The following is a 15,309-nucleotide window of genomic DNA, read 5'->3' as shown; positions in this document are numbered from 1 at the left end:
CCTTATAATTTCAGATGAGCATTAGCATTTAACTATTTTGTCAAAGCATGCTCAAACATTGGCTAAATTAATAACCAGATCTTACTGTACTTTACGCACTAATATCTTGATATGCTAGTTTTTATCTTTTGCACAATGGTATTGATTCATCCAATATTGATACGAAAAGTAAGGTAGATGATTATGAATAAGAATGTGGTTATTACAGGGGCTAATCGGGGTATTGGACTGGCCTTGGTAAAGGGTTATATTGCACAAGGTTATCAAGTGTATGCAGTTTGCAGGCATTCATCTGTTGAGTTAAATGCATTACCTGTTATTACGGTCAAAGATGTAGATGTGACGTCTGATGATGGGATTAATAAGCTTTTAAGAGACCTGGAACAGATAACCATTGATGTGCTTATTTGTAACGCTGGGATACTTCGTGATGAAAGTTTATCCGAACTAAACATTGATACCATTCGCGCACAGTTTGAAGTAAATGCCCTCGCGCCTCTTAGAATCGTATCTGGATTACAAGCACAATTAAACAGTGGCGCTAAAGTCGCCATGATAACCTCTCGAATGGGCTCTATTGCTGATAATTGTTCTGGCGGGCGTTATGGATATCGCATGTCAAAAGCTGCCTTAAACGCCGCTTCAATGTCGCTCAGTATAGATCTTAAACCCCGTAATATCGCTGTTGGCATTTATCACCCAGGGTATGTGCAAACTGATATGGTTAATTACGGCGGAGATATTTCTGCAACAGAATCAGCGTCGCGTTTAATCGACTTAATCAATCAACTCGATGTTACGGAAACAGGAGTGTTTAAACACTCAAACGGACAAATGTTACCCTGGTAACAATGATAATCCAGACTTTTTAACCATTCTTTATAACCACTCTATTCTAGAGTGGTTATTCGATTTAATAACTTAAAATAGCATGACGAGTTTTATGTTGAGGATTGCTTCAATAACAATGTCAATTAATAAGTGTTTTTATATTTAACACACTCCACTAAATACCCTGATGCACATGTTGAGAAACTTGCAATCAAGATGATGTTAATCATTTTGAAACTGTTGATTTATAGATTCAATTTCAATGTGATAAATGGTGAGGATATCACTAAGCTTAATATGAATTATTTTTGTCGATGAAAGTGGTTTTTGTAATGTTTGAACTCTTTCTGTAGAATATTACGCTTATTAACAAGTGCTTGGGGTGTAAGTTTGGTTTGATTTAATTTGATGAGTTTAGTTTTAATGCGTTAGCTTTGCGGTGCTGTTGCCGTTTCAATATCGAAATTTAATGCAGCCGTATCTGTAGATTGGGTTGTTGAGATTTTCTGAATGGGCTTTTTTCGAACAGCTAACTCGACACTATCTATTGATAAAGCAAGATTAAGATCCGTTTGCGGAATACAACAGCAAGGCAAGCATTCGTTTGCTTTAAGTTCAGCTAATGGTTCTTTGATATAAGTCACTTCGCCTGAAATGACTTGGGTTTTACAAGCACCGCAAAATCCATTGCGGCACTCTGAAAACACTTTTACTTTTTTATGTTCAAGCGCCTCAAGCAAGGTTTCTTTCTTGCCATCAAATAAGATAGCAGGTTGGCCTTTGAGGCTAACTATCGGCGCTTTAATAAAAAAATGCTTATAGGTCAAAATCAGAAAACTCGTCGCTGTCAACCGCAGAATCAATTTGGCCAACAAGGTAAGAAGAAACTTCCACTTCCTGTGGAGCCACTTGAACAGCATCACTTTCTAACCAATTTTTCATCCAAGGTAGTGGGTTTGATTGCTCTTCGTAAGGAAGAGGTAAGCCTACGGCTTTCATACGCTGATTCGTGATGTATTCAACATATTGACAAAGGATTTGCTCATTAAGACCAATCATTGAGCCATCTTTGAATAAATATTTGGCCCATTCTTTTTCTTGTTCAGCGGCTTTAAGAAATAGGTCATATGACTCTGAATAACATTCAATTGCTATTTCTGCCATTTCAGGGTCGTCTTTACCGCCTTGCATCAAGCTAAGAATGTGCTGTGTACTGTTTAGATGCAGCGCCTCATCACGGGCGATTAAACGAATAATCTTTGCATTACCTTCCATTAATCGACGTTCTGCAAAGGCAAATGAGCATGCAAAGCTGACATAGAAACGAATGGCTTCTAATGCGTTAACCGACATCATGCAAAGATATAAAGTCTTCTTTAAAATACGAAGGCTAACAGTGACTTCTTGACCACCAATCAGGTGAGTGCCTTCACCATGTAAATTATGAATTTGCGTTAAAAAAATCAAATCATCATAATATTTAGCAATATCACCCGCACGTTTTAAAATCTGTTCATTTTCAACGATATCATCAAAAACAACTGAAGGGTTATTGACAATATTACGAATAATATGGGTATAAGATCGTGAATGAATGGTTTCAGAAAATGACCAAGTTTCTATCCATGTTTCTAACTCTGGGATTGATACTAACGGTAAAAATGCCACGTTAGGAGAGCGACCTTGAATCGAATCAAGTAAAGTTTGATACTTCAAATTAGACAGGAAGATGTGTTTTTCATGTTCAGGAAGACTGGCAAAGTCAATTTTGTCGCGGCTAACATCCACTTCTTCTGGACGCCAAAAGAAAGACAATTGTTTTTCAATTAACTTTTCAAATATCTCATACTTTTGTTGATCGTAGCGTGCAACGTTAACGTTTTGACCGAAGAACATGGGTTCTTGGGTTGCGTCATTCGGTGTTTGACAAAATGTTGAGTAAGCCATGTTTGTTTTCCTAAAAAGCGGGGAAGTTACCCCGCATTTAATTCCTTATTAAAATTAGCAATCAATAAACCTAAGATTTATATCTTGCACGCACCACCGGCACAATCATCATCTTCTTTTTCGATAGACAAAATATCATCGTGTTGATCAGATGCACCGTCACGGGTGTTATGATAATAAAGTGTTTTTACACCAAGTTTGTATGCGCTAAGTAAATCTTTTAATAAGGTTTGCATTGGCACTTTACGGCTTGGGAATTTAGTAGGGTCATAATTGGTATTAGCAGAAATAGCCTGGTCAATAAACTTCTGCATAATGCCCACAAGCTGTAAGTAACCTTCATTATTTGGCATATTCCAAAGTAACTCATATTGATCTTTTAATAGATCAAAATCGGGAACAACTTGCTTTAACTGACCATCTTTACTGGCTTTAACACTGATTAACCCGCGTGGAGGCTCTATACCATTGGTTGCATTTGAAATCTGAGACGAGGTTTCTGATGGCATTAATGCAGATAACGTAGAGTTTCGTAAACCATATTGTTGGATATCTTTACGTAAACCTTCCCAGTCTAAATGTAATGGCTCATCACAAATTTTGTCCAGATCGCGTTTGTAAGTATCAATTGGCAAGATGCCTTTAGAATAAGTGGTCTCATTAAATAACGGACACGCACCTTGCTCTTGAGCTAACTTCATTGACGCTTTTAACAAATAAAACTGGATAGCTTCAAATGTTTTATGGGTGAGGTTGTTTGCTGAACCATCAGAATAACGTTTACCATTTTTTGCTAGATAGTTAGCAAAGTTAATCACACCTATCCCTAAGGTACGGCGATTCATTGACCCCAATTTGGCCGAAATAATAGGGTAATCTTGGTAATCCAATAAATTATCTAATGCTCGTACAGCCAATTCTGCTAAAGGCTCTAACTCTTCCAAATGCTTAATTGCACCTAGATTCAACGCCGATAAAGTACACAGTGCAATTTCGCCATTTGGATCATCGATATTCTTTAATGGCTTGGTTGGCAGGGCAATTTCTAAACATAAGTTCGATTGTTTAATTGGCGCAACTTTAGAATCAAAAGGACTGTGCGTATTACAATGATCAACGTTTTGAATGTAGATACGACCTGTAGAGGCACGTTCTTGCATCATTAACGAGAATAATTCGACAGCTTTGATTTGCTTTTTACGAATAGCTGGATCCTGTTCGTACTGAAGATACAAACGTTCAAACTCAACCTGATCTTCAAAGAAGGCATCGTACAAACCTGGAACGTCAGATGGGCTAAATAAGCTGATATTTTCAGCTTTAATCAAGCGTTGGTACATTAATTTGTTTAATTGCACACCATAATCTAAATGGCGAACACGGTTATCATCAACACCGCGATTGTTTTTCAATACAAGAAGCGATTCAACTTCTAAATGCCATAACGGGTAGAATAGGGTGGCAGCACCACCACGAACACCGCCTTGAGAACAAGATTTGACCGCAGTTTGGAAGTATTTATAAAAAGGTAAGCAACCCGTATGGAAGGCTTCACCGCCGCGTATAGGGCTGCCTAATGCACGAATTCGACCCGCATTGATACCAATACCTGCACGTTGGCTAACATATTTTACAATAGAAGATGCGGTGGCATTGATTGAGTCTAAGCTGTCGTCACACTCGATTAATACACAAGAGCTAAATTGACGCGTAGGTGTGCGTACACCTGCCATAATTGGGGTCGGTAGAGATATCTTGAAGCTAGAAGTCGCATCATAGAAATCTTTTACATACTGTAAGCGGTTTTCTTTTGGATATTTTGAAAACAGGCATGCTGCAACAAGAATGTATAAGAACTGTGCGCTTTCATACACCTCGTGTGTCACACGGTTTTGAACTAAATATTTACCTTCTAACTGTTTCACGGCCGCATAAGAAAAGTTCATATCACGCCAGTGATCAATATAGCTGTCGAGCACGTCTAATTCTTCACGGCTATAATCTGCCAGAATATGCATGTCGTATTTACCCATTTCAACTAAACGGGTGACATGGTCGTAAAGCTTTGGTGGTTCGAACTGACCAAAGGCTTTTTTACGTAAATGGAAAATGGCTAAGCGTGCGGCAACAAATTGATAATCAGGTGCTTCTGGCGAAATAAGGTCAGCTGCTGCCTTAATAATCGTCTCATGAATAGCTTCAGTAGGAATACCATCAAAGAATTGCAGGTGAGATCTGAGTTCAACTTCAGAAACCGAAACGTTTTTTAATCCCTTGGCAGCCCAAGTGATCACGCGGTGAATTTTATCTAAATCGATAGTTTCACGTTCGCCACAGCGTTTTGTGACAGTCATATTGCTATTCATTGAAGAGAGGCCTTGATTATATCTGTTATTGTGATTGAGCGCTTATTACAACAGGCGATCGTGTCTAACCACACGTTTACGTTCCCTTGTAAAAACAATCATCCTTAAGCATTAAAGACGACGGTTTGTGACATTTTAGCAGGATAAGTCACCCGTTCAGCTTAAAATAGTGAGTCGTCTATATTGACACACTAGTGTCTGAGATTGTATTTGACACACAAGATATGGTGTTATTTAGAATCTAAGATACAAGATAGTGAGGTTGGCGGCATTTTGCAAGCCACAATTTTCAGAACATCTTGTGGATAAGTTGAGGATAAATGCAGGGGTTAGTAAAAGCTAACCCTACACCCCAATTTTCAATAGCTTTTCTATCTACTGTTGTTTAATTGTTCTAAAAATGAAAAAAGTTTGATCGCTAAAATTATCGTCGATCGCATTAGCGAGCGCATTTTTTTATTGATCTTTAAATCAATGTTTGGATCCAATACTAATGACAGGGAGAATCATTTCTATTGACCCAAAATGAGTGATTAAATTGTCACAAACGAGTCGTCATTAGAACCATATTTAAGTTGTAACAAAAAAGTCATGTAAACATTTTGAAGTTTTAAAATGTAATTGCCCAGGCCAATGTTCAGGGGTGTCAAAAGCAGACAGATAACCCCAATAGGCAACACCACCGATCATGTTGGCATTTTGTGCCGCAACCAGATCCCTTTCGGCATCCCCTAAATACAAGATATTTGATGCAGGCACACCGATTTGTTGTGCCGCAAGTAACATAGGGGCAGGGTGCGGCTTGGAATAAAGGGTGCTGTCACCACTTATGATTGACTTCATCCTTGAGGTTAAGCCCAGTTTATGGACTAAAGGCCGCGCGAAACATGCATGCTTATTGGTAACAATGCCATATGGAACGTTATTTTCATCTAAATAAGTTAACAGTTTATCAAGCAGGCCAAATAAAACGCTTTTATCGCCATTAATGACTTTATAGTGACTTAATAATGATTGTTGTAACTGGCATTGCAATGCTTCATCAACATTAGGAAGCGCAGCTTTTACTAGGGCGAGACTACCATGGGTTACAGCATGTTTAACCTGTTCAATCTGGCACGTTGCAAAGCCTGCATCTATTAAAGCAAGATTCAACGCGTAGATTAAATCGGGCGCGGTATCAGCAAGCGTACCATCTAAATCAAACAGCACGCCTTTAATCGCTGACTTATCAACTCCATGGGTTGAAGTTGCCAATTTAATCAATCTTTTGAGTGGCAATCATGTAATTCACATCAACACTTTTACTGTATTTAAATACACCAGATAACGGGTTGTAAATTATACCTAAAGCGTCTTTGCACAGTAAATCCGTTTTATCGACAAGATCAATCAACTCAGACGGGCGAATAAATTTACTATGATCATGGGTGCCAACTGGCAGCATTTTTAACAGATACTCTGCACCAACTATCGTTTGTAAATAAGACATCCAATTTCGGTTAATGGTTGAGAAAAACACATAACCATTCGGTTTAACCATGTTGCAACAGGCTTGAATAACCGATAAGGGGTCTGGTACATGTTCAAGCATTTCCATGCAAGTGACGACATCGTAATAACCTTTATGGCTATCCCTATGTTGTTCAGCGGTACTTTTTATGTAGTTTACCGTGACACCACTTTCTAAGGCATGAAGACGAGCAATGTCTAACGGCTCATCACCCATATCGAGTCCATCGACATGGGCACCAATTTTAGCCATGCTTTCTGATAAAATCCCACCGCCACAGCCAACATCAAGCACTTTTTTAGCAAAAATGCCCTTTGAGGTTTGATCGATATAGTTAAGTCGTAACGGATTTAATTGATGCAATGGTTTGAATTCACCATTTGGATCCCACCATGTTTGAGCCATTGCTTCAAATTTCGCAATCTCTTGTGGATCGACATTTATATTAGAAGAGGTTTCAGTAGACATGCGGTACCTAATTTATCCATTATTGATTATGTCGACATTATATCGTCTCAAACAGTTTTTAATAGCGCTAAAATATCGCATTGCGTGTGATCAGCCTCGATAATCAAAGTGAAGCGCATGTTATTTGAACAATTAATCGAGTTAATACTCACATATCTCTAATTTAGGATAAATTTTAGCGTAATTTTATTGAATACAAACTTTGCTAACTTATTGTCACATTTGTTAATTCGTATTTTTTTTATCCCTAAAATCAAATTGGTTTCGGTTTGCTCTAGCGACAATATATATCTGTGTTAGAATGCCAAATCACGTTTTAAAGCTCGACGATAATATGGAATAAAAGTCGTCAGCTCAATTTCAGGGGAACGCGCAGTTTATGACTGATCTGGCTTCATCTATTTCGCCAATTAATATTGAAGACGAACTAAAAAATTCGTATCTAGATTACGCTATGAGCGTAATTGTGGGTCGTGCATTGCCTGACGTGCGTGACGGCTTAAAGCCGGTACACCGCCGCGTATTATTTGCGATGAGCGAACTAAAAAACGACTGGAACAAACCTTATAAAAAATCCGCTCGTGTTGTTGGTGACGTTATCGGTAAATATCACCCGCATGGTGATACTGCTGTTTATGACACTATCGTTCGTATGGCGCAGCCATTCTCGTTACGTTACACCTTAGTAGACGGCCAAGGTAACTTCGGTTCGGTTGACGGTGACTCAGCGGCGGCAATGCGTTATACCGAAATTCGTATGGAAAAGTTAGCCCATTCTTTATTGGCTGATTTAGAGAAAGAAACTGTAGATTTTGTACCTAACTACGATGGTACTGAATTTATTCCTGCTGTATTACCAACACGAGTGCCGAACTTATTAATTAACGGCTCTTCAGGTATTGCGGTAGGTATGGCGACCAATATTCCACCACACAACTTAAGTGAAGTGGTCAAAGGCTGTTTGGCATTAATTGATGAGCCTAGCTTATCGATTGAACAGTTAATGGAATACATTCCTGGTCCAGATTTTCCCACTGCTGCATCGATTAACGGACGTAAAGGCATTATTGATGCTTATAACACCGGCCGTGGTCGCGCCATTATGCGCTCTAAAGCCGACGTTGAAACCGATGAAAACGGCCGTGAACGTATTATTGTTCATGAAATTCCTTATCAAGTTAACAAAGCACGTTTAATTGAAAAAATTGCTGAGCTTGTTAAAGATAAGAAAATTGAAGGTATCAGTGGATTACGTGACGAGTCTGACAAAGACGGTATGCGTATTGTCATTGAAATTAAACGCGGTGAAGTGGGCGAGGTTGTACTTAACAACCTATATGCGCAAACTCAAATGCAATGTTCTTTTGGTATTAACATGGTTGCCCTAACCAATGGCCAACCTAAGTTATTCAATCTAAAAGAAATGCTAGAGTGTTTCATTCTTCACCGTCGTGAAGTGGTTACACGTCGTACTGTATTTGAATTACGTAAAGCTCGCGATAGAGCCCACATTCTTGAAGCATTAGCTATTGCATTAGCTAACATTGACCCAATTATTGCGTTAATTAAAGCCTCTCCAACTCCAGCTGAAGCCAAAGCCAAATTAATATCCCAAGGTTGGGAATTAGGCCACGTTCAAGGCATGTTGGAAAAAGCTGGTGATGATGCAGCACGTCCAGAATGGTTAGAACCTGAATACGGTATCCGTGATGGTCAGTACTATTTAACTGAACAGCAAGCGCAAGCCATTCTTGAATTACGTTTACATCGTTTAACCGGTCTTGAACACGAAAAAATTCTGAGTGAATACGAAGAATTATTAGTGCTTATTGCTGGATTGCTGCTGATTTTGCGCAGCCCAGAACGTTTGATGGAAGTCATCAAAGAAGAATTGCAAGAGATCCTTGAGCAATACGGTGATGAGCGTAGAACCATTATTAACGCTAATGAAATTGATATGAGTCTTGAAGATTTGATCAATGAAGAAGACGTTGTGGTAACGCTCTCTCACTTGGGCTATGCCAAATACCAGCCATTAACAGATTATCAAGCGCAGCGTCGTGGCGGTAAAGGTAAAGCCGCTACCAAAGTTAAAGATGAAGATTTTGTTGAAAAACTATTAGTAGCTAATACCCATGATACGATTCTTTGCTTCTCTGATTTTGGTAAAATGTACTGGTTAAAAGTTTATCAATTACCGCTTGCAAGTCGTACGGCTCGTGGTCGACCCATTGTTAACTTATTACCGTTATCTGATGGTGAGCGTATTACCGCGATTTTACCTGTTCGTGAATATGCTGATGATAAATTTATTATCATGGCTACCGCGCACGGTACTGTAAAGAAAACAGCCTTAACCGCTTATAGCAACCCACGTGCAAACGGAATTATTGCTGTTAACCTTAAAGAAGGCGATCAGCTTATTGGTGTTGATATTACTGAAGGTAGTGACGACATCATGTTGTTCTCTAACGAAGGTAAAGTGGTACGCTTTAACGAGAAAGCTCGCGATTCTGAAACTGGTGCAGTGAAAATTGACCCTGAAACCGGTGAAGAAATCATTGCGCTACGTCCGATGGGTCGTACTGCAACGGGTGTTCGTGGAATCAAGTTAGAAGAAGGCCAACGCGTTGTATCCTTGATTGTTCCTAAGGGTGATGGTGCCATTTTAACTGTGACTGAAAACGGTTACGGTAAACGAACTGAGCTTGAAGAATATCCTGCTAAGAGCCGTGGCACTAAAGGTGTGGTTTCAATCAAAGTAAGCAGTCGTAATGGTGCCGTTGTTGGTGCTGTTCAGGTTGGTAGTAACGATGAAATCATGTTAATCAGTGACAAGGGGACTTTAGTACGTACTCCCGCTGAAGGTGTATCTGTGATTGGTCGTAACACCCAAGGTGTCACTATCATTCGTACAGCTGAAGATGAAAAAGTGGTTGGCTTACAACGTATTGAAGAAATTCAATCTGATGAAGCGTTAGATGAAGAAGGTAATCCAATTTTAGTTGATTCAACTGAGTCTGAAGATGTTACGGTTGAAAACACTGAAGTAGAAGAGTCAGACGAACAAGAGTAATCTTGTGGTTTACTTAAATGAAAACGAGCGCCTATGGCGCTCGTTTTATTTTACGGAAAAAAATTCATCAAAAACGACTCATAAAGCACTATTCATCAGCTAATAAAGCCCTTAGTATTACATGTCTATTATCATCTAACTGATATCAATAACATTGAGTGAAGGAGTTGTCTGTGAGCACAATTTATAATTTCTGTGCAGGTCCTGCGATGTTGCCTCAACCGGTAATGCAAAAAGCACAACAGGAATTAATTGATTGGAATGGCTTAGGGGTTTCCGTAATGGAAATCAGTCACCGGAGTAAAGAGTTCATTGCTTTAACACAGCAAGCTGAAAAGACACTCCGTGAGCTCATGCATATTCCACAAAACTATCATGTGTTATTCATGCATGGTGGTGGCAGGGCACAATTTACCAATGTGGTCACTAATTTCTTGGGTAATAACGGACGCGCTTTATATTTAACATCAGGGCAATGGTCTAGTTCAGCTGTTAAAGAAGCCAAACGTATTGCCGGAGAATCGCAGATTGATGAGATCAATATTGTTGAAACCATTAATGGCTTACATCAGGTGTGTTTGCCTGATCTAAACCAAATCAACAAAGATTATCGATTTGTGCATTATTGCGCGAATGAAACCGTTGACGGTATTGAAATATTTGAGTCACTTACTAGCCCTTGGCCGATTGTTGCTGATTTATCATCAACCATTATGTCTCATGAAATTGATGTCAGTAAATTTGGTCTTATCTATGCGGGCGCCCAAAAAAATATCGGCCCTTCTGGTTTATCGATTGTGATTGTACGCGATGATATGTTGTCATTGCCTAGTTTAGTACAATCTTCAGTGATGGATTACAACATCACTAAAGATAATGACTCGATGTTCAATACTCCACCCACATTTGCTTGGTATTTAGCTGCTGAAGTATTTGAATGGCTAAAAAGTGTCGGTGGCGTCAGTGCCATGGAAAAAATCAATCAACAAAAAGCGCAATTACTTTACGAATGTATTGATCTACTCCCATTTTATAAAAATGGTGTTGCCATTGAAAATCGATCTAGAATGAACGTAACATTCCAACTGGCTGATAGTGCGTTAGATAGTCAATTTTTAGCGGACGCAGAGCAGGCGGGGTTAGTGGCCTTAAAAGGACACCGTATAGTCGGTGGTATGCGTGCAAGTATTTACAATGCTATGCCAATTGAAGGCGTACAAAAATTAGTTGTGTTTATGCAAGAATTTGCCAAGCAACACAGTTAGTATTAACGATTAAAAGCGATATTAAAAAGGGCTGATGAATCAGCCCTTTTTTTAAATATTTTACAATATGGATGCGATTGATTTCGCTAAGTAGTCCACATTCGACTCACTGATCCCTGCAATACTGATCCGGCTTGAACCCACCATGTAGATACTGTGTTGCGATTTAAGTGTTTCAACTTGAGATTGATTAACACCTAAGAAAGAAAACATCCCTTTTTGTTGAGCTATAAAACTAAAATCCTGCTCAACACCGTTTTCAATTAATTTATTAACCAACATGCTGCGATTACCGTTAATACGGTTACGCATCACAGCTAATTCATCTAACCATTGCTGTTTTAATTCTGCGTCCGCTAAAATGGTTTCAACAATTGCGGCACCATGGGCTGGCGGCATAGAGTAGATACAACGTACGACATATAATAATACCGAAAATGCCACATCAGTTTGAGCAGCATCTTTGCCAATAATAGAGCAGGCACCAATACGTTCACGATATAAGCCAAAGTTTTTCGAACATGAGCTACATAGAATCATGTTTTCTACGGCTGCAGCCATTTGACGAACACCATAAGCATCTTCATCAACGCCATCACCAAACCCTTGATATGCCATATCAATAAGTGGTGTAAAACCTTGTTTTGCCGTCACACTAATGACTTCATCCCATTGTTCTGTGGTTAAATCCATACCGCTTGGGTTGTGGCAACATGCGTGTAAAAGTACAACATCATCTTTTGATACCTGATTTAACGCTGCAAGCATTTGCTCAAATTTTAATGATTTTGTGTCGTAATCATAATAAGGATAAGTTTTAACAGTTATTCCCGCAGCTTCAAATAATCCTGTGTGGTTCGCCCATGTAGGATCGCTCACCCATAGCACCGCATTAGGGCGGCAACGTTTAATGAAATCTGCAGCAACACGAAGTGCGCCTGTGCCGCCGGGGGTTGAAACTGTTCTAATACGATTGGCAATTAAAGCGACATGATTTTTACCAAAAGCGAGTTCGGTCATTAATTGATTGAACAGAGGTGAACCAGTAGGACCAATATAAACCTTAGTATCTTCAGAATCTGTACGTCGTTGTTCAGCCACTTTTACGCAAGCAAGAATAGGAGTGTGACCCTGCGGATCTTTATAAACCCCCACGCCCAAATCTACTTTTTGTGGATGTGAGTCAGCACGATATTGAGTCAACAAACCTAAGATAGGATCAGCAGGCATGGCTTTTAATAATTCAAACATGAGAAGACCTTTTAATGAATGACATTTCTTTTTATATTCAGCTAGGATAGCGCGCTTTAAACACTTAGTTAAAGCCCTTATTTATCTCAAATCAGTTTAATTGCTAAGTTGAGAATATTTCAGTTGGAAACTATTAATGACATACAAAAAATACTGTCATCTTTAACAACAATCTGCTGTAATGGCTTCCCATTACATAGAGTGGCATTTTATTCAATAAACCTGATAATCTCGCCGTTAAGCGTGAAAATGACTTGAAACCTGTGGTTCATTCATTAATGTATAGCGACTATGGTGAATGTAATTAAATAGTTCCAGTTATTTTATGTTCACCATAAGCTCACTACAGTTTGAATCCTGAATTTAATTAATTGATAGAAGAAGACATACATGAAGCAACTGCATTTAGAGCCTATCGAAAAGATGAATGGCGAAATTAATATTCCAGGTTCGAAAAGTATCTCTAACAGGGCATTGTTGCTAGCGACTTTAGCTAAAGGCACCACAACACTCACAAATTTACTCGACTCTGACGACATTCGATATATGTTAGCCTCACTTAAACAGTTAGGTGTTAAATTTGAGCTCAGTGAAAACAACACAGTGTGCAAAGTTCAAGGCCTTGGTGGTGTATTGAATTCAGTTGAGCCGCAAACGCTTTTTCTTGGAAATGCCGGTACCGCTATGCGTCCACTATGCGCAGCCTTAACCTTAGGGCAAGGGCAGTTTACTTTAACGGGCGAACCTCGTATGGAAGAAAGGCCTATTGGAGATTTAGTAGACGCTTTACAACAACTTGGTGGTGCTATTACTTACCTTAAAAATCCGGGGTTTCCACCACTAACTGTCAATGCGACGGGGCTAAACGGTGGTGATGTTGAGATTGCAGGTGATTTATCAAGCCAATTTTTGACCGCTTTGTTGATGGTCGCACCTTTAGCAAAAGACAGCGTTAATATTGTGATTAAGGGAGAGCTGGTTTCAAAGCCCTATATTGATATCACTATCGCATTAATGAAGCAGTTTGGTGTAGAGGTGATTAACCATAACTATGCTCGTTTTGAAATTATCTCCGGTCAGCAATATATTTCGCCTGGTAAAGTGCTTGTTGAAGGGGATGCCTCTTCAGCATCCTATTTTCTGGCTGCAGGTGCCATTTGTGGCGGCGATGTAAAAGTGACTGGCGTAGGAAAACTCAGTATTCAAGGTGATGTAAAGTTTGCTGATGCACTTGCAGCTATGGGCGCGGAAATTGAGTGGGGAGATGATTTTATTATAGCAAGAAAGTCGTCTTTAACTGCCATTGATATGGACATGAATCACATTCCAGACGCGGCAATGACAATTGCGACTGCTGCCTTGTTTGCAAAAGGCACTACATCTTTACGTAATATCTATAACTGGCGAATAAAAGAAACCGATCGATTAGCAGCAATGGCGACTGAACTGCGTAAGGTAGGTGCAATAGTCGAGGAAGGGCACGACTACATTACCATCACGCCACCTAACACAATTAATACAGCAGCAATTGATACTTATAATGATCATCGAATGGCGATGTGTTTTTCATTAGTGGCATTTGCTGATTGTGGCATCACCATTAATGATCCAGATTGCACCTCAAAGACATTCCCAACGTATTTTGACGAGTTCCAACGTTTATCAACTCATTCTATTAATCAACTTAAATAACCCTGAAGCCTTGTACGCAAACGAGATTGTCATATAAACTGCCAATCTCGTCTGCTTTTGAGTAATTTTTTAGCCCATTAAAGGTTTTTTAATGAGAATTGATATACAATACCGCCGCTTAATTTTGGGTAAAACTTTTTATATTCATGGATGATGTTTTTCGGAGGAATTTATGACTGAACGGGCTCCAATCGTGACTGTGGATGGTCCTAGCGGTGCAGGTAAAGGGACGATATGTCAGTTATTATCCAAACATTTAGGATGGCATTTATTAGATAGCGGTGCAATTTATCGCGTACTTGCCCTTGCAGCTATTCATCACGATATAGAATTGAGTAATGAAGAAGCATTAACCTTGATGGCCGCTCACTTAGACGTGCAGTTTTTAACTAATACTGACAGTAATGCCATTAAAGTTGTGCTTGAAGGCGAAGACGTGACTACAACGATTCGTAGTCAAGAGTGCTCTGATGCTGCATCTAAAGTCGCCGCCTTACCGCGTGTTCGTGAAGCATTATTACGCCGTCAACGTGCCTTTTCAGCAATGCCTGGACTCGTGGCAGATGGCCGAGACATGGGAACTGTTGTGTTTCCTCAAGCGCCCGCGAAAATTTTCTTAACCGCTTCAGCTCAAGAGCGAGCGGAAAGACGCTTTAATCAGTTGCAGGACAAGGGCTTCGATGTTAAAATCGACCGCCTTTTAGCTGAGATTATAGAACGAGATGAACGTGATATTAATCGTTCAGCCTCACCTTTGGTTCCAGCTGAAGATGCATTAGTTATCGATACTAGTGGTATCTCAATTGAAGGCGTACTTGCTCTTGTATTAGAGCATGTAAACAAAAAAATTACGGACTAGTTAAGATTTATAGTAACTTTATTAGTTATTTAAGCTAAACT

Annotated in this window: 11 protein-coding genes; 5 read left to right on the top strand and 6 right to left on the bottom strand. The window is 39.4% G+C overall.

Features of this window, described 5'->3' with window-relative positions:
- Positions 1-183 precede the first annotated feature (183 nt).
- A complete protein-coding gene (locus ORI98_RS09050; RefSeq protein WP_306135008.1) occupies positions 184-849 on the top strand; it encodes an SDR family oxidoreductase in 666 nt (221 codons plus the stop codon).
- 410 nt (positions 850-1,259) lie between these two features.
- Here the strand turns inward: ORI98_RS09050 and yfaE are convergent, their stop codons facing one another.
- The 5 genes from yfaE to ubiG form a co-directional block, all read right to left on the bottom strand.
- Positions 1,260-1,658: a class I ribonucleotide reductase maintenance protein YfaE gene (gene yfaE, locus ORI98_RS09045; RefSeq protein WP_261298208.1), complete on the bottom strand. Its 399-nt coding sequence runs from the start codon at positions 1,656-1,658 to the stop codon at positions 1,260-1,262.
- Complete coding sequence (nrdB, locus tag ORI98_RS09040; RefSeq protein WP_261298207.1) at positions 1,648-2,778, bottom strand: class Ia ribonucleoside-diphosphate reductase subunit beta; 1,131 nt, start codon at positions 2,776-2,778, stop codon at positions 1,648-1,650. Before nrdB ends, yfaE begins: the two co-directional genes overlap by 11 nt.
- 77 nt (positions 2,779-2,855) lie before the next feature.
- Positions 2,856-5,144 carry a class 1a ribonucleoside-diphosphate reductase subunit alpha gene (gene nrdA / locus ORI98_RS09035; protein ID WP_261298206.1) on the bottom strand — a complete coding sequence of 763 codons (2,289 nt, stop codon included), beginning with the start codon at positions 5,142-5,144 and terminating at the stop codon, positions 2,856-2,858.
- Between the two features lie 570 nt (positions 5,145-5,714).
- Complete coding sequence (locus ORI98_RS09030; RefSeq protein WP_306135007.1) at positions 5,715-6,401, bottom strand: HAD family hydrolase; 687 nt, start codon at positions 6,399-6,401, stop codon at positions 5,715-5,717.
- A 1-nt stretch (position 6,402) separates the two neighbouring features.
- On the bottom strand, positions 6,403-7,125 hold the full coding sequence (gene ubiG / locus ORI98_RS09025) for a bifunctional 2-polyprenyl-6-hydroxyphenol methylase/3-demethylubiquinol 3-O-methyltransferase UbiG (protein ID WP_306135006.1): 723 nt from the start codon (positions 7,123-7,125) through the stop codon (positions 6,403-6,405).
- Positions 7,126-7,504: 379 nt separating this feature from the next.
- Between ubiG and gyrA the strand changes: the two genes are divergently transcribed.
- Both gyrA and serC read left to right on the top strand, forming a co-directional pair.
- Complete coding sequence (gene gyrA / locus ORI98_RS09020) at positions 7,505-10,201, top strand: DNA gyrase subunit A (protein WP_306135005.1); 2,697 nt, start codon at positions 7,505-7,507, stop codon at positions 10,199-10,201.
- 173 nt (positions 10,202-10,374) lie between these two features.
- Positions 10,375-11,466: a 3-phosphoserine/phosphohydroxythreonine transaminase gene (gene serC / locus ORI98_RS09015; RefSeq protein WP_261298202.1), complete on the top strand. Its 1,092-nt coding sequence runs from the start codon at positions 10,375-10,377 to the stop codon at positions 11,464-11,466.
- 60 nt (positions 11,467-11,526) lie between these two features.
- Here serC and ORI98_RS09010 read toward each other — a convergent pair whose 3' ends face one another.
- The gene (locus ORI98_RS09010; protein ID WP_306135004.1) at positions 11,527-12,717 is read right to left on the bottom strand and encodes an amino acid aminotransferase; all 1,191 of its coding nucleotides are present in this window, start codon (positions 12,715-12,717) and stop codon (positions 11,527-11,529) included.
- A gap of 390 nt (positions 12,718-13,107) precedes the next feature.
- Here ORI98_RS09010 and aroA point away from each other — a divergent pair, with 390 nt between their 5' ends.
- A complete protein-coding gene (gene aroA, locus ORI98_RS09005) occupies positions 13,108-14,409 on the top strand; it encodes a 3-phosphoshikimate 1-carboxyvinyltransferase (RefSeq protein WP_306135003.1) in 1,302 nt (433 codons plus the stop codon).
- A 172-nt stretch (positions 14,410-14,581) separates the two neighbouring features.
- Positions 14,582-15,268, top strand: coding sequence for a (d)CMP kinase (gene cmk / locus ORI98_RS09000; RefSeq protein ID WP_261298199.1), 687 nt, complete (start codon positions 14,582-14,584; stop codon positions 15,266-15,268).
- Positions 15,269-15,309: the final 41 nt, after the last annotated feature.

Source organism: Shewanella sp. ULN5 (assembly GCF_030731885.1).
Lineage (GTDB): Bacteria > Pseudomonadota > Gammaproteobacteria > Enterobacterales > Shewanellaceae > Shewanella > Shewanella holmiensis.
The sequence above is the reverse complement of the archived record's forward strand: the minus strand, read 5'-3'. Positions and strand labels throughout refer to the sequence as shown.

Excerpts from the sequence above, each read along its gene's own strand:
- aroA (WP_306135003.1), top strand. The coding sequence starts at position 13,108 with ATGAAGCAACTGCATTTAGAGCCTATCGAAAAGATGAATGGCGAAATT.
- ORI98_RS09010 (WP_306135004.1), bottom strand. The coding sequence starts at position 12,717 with ATGTTTGAATTATTAAAAGCCATGCCTGCTGATCCTATCTTAGGTTTG.
- nrdB (WP_261298207.1), bottom strand. The coding sequence starts at position 2,778 with ATGGCTTACTCAACATTTTGTCAAACACCGAATGACGCAACCCAAGAA.
- ubiG (WP_306135006.1), bottom strand. The coding sequence starts at position 7,125 with ATGTCTACTGAAACCTCTTCTAATATAAATGTCGATCCACAAGAGATT.
- gyrA (WP_306135005.1), top strand. The coding sequence starts at position 7,505 with ATGACTGATCTGGCTTCATCTATTTCGCCAATTAATATTGAAGACGAA.
- nrdA (WP_261298206.1), bottom strand. The coding sequence starts at position 5,144 with ATGAATAGCAATATGACTGTCACAAAACGCTGTGGCGAACGTGAAACT.
- ORI98_RS09050 (WP_306135008.1), top strand. The coding sequence starts at position 184 with ATGAATAAGAATGTGGTTATTACAGGGGCTAATCGGGGTATTGGACTG.
- cmk (WP_261298199.1), top strand. The coding sequence starts at position 14,582 with ATGACTGAACGGGCTCCAATCGTGACTGTGGATGGTCCTAGCGGTGCA.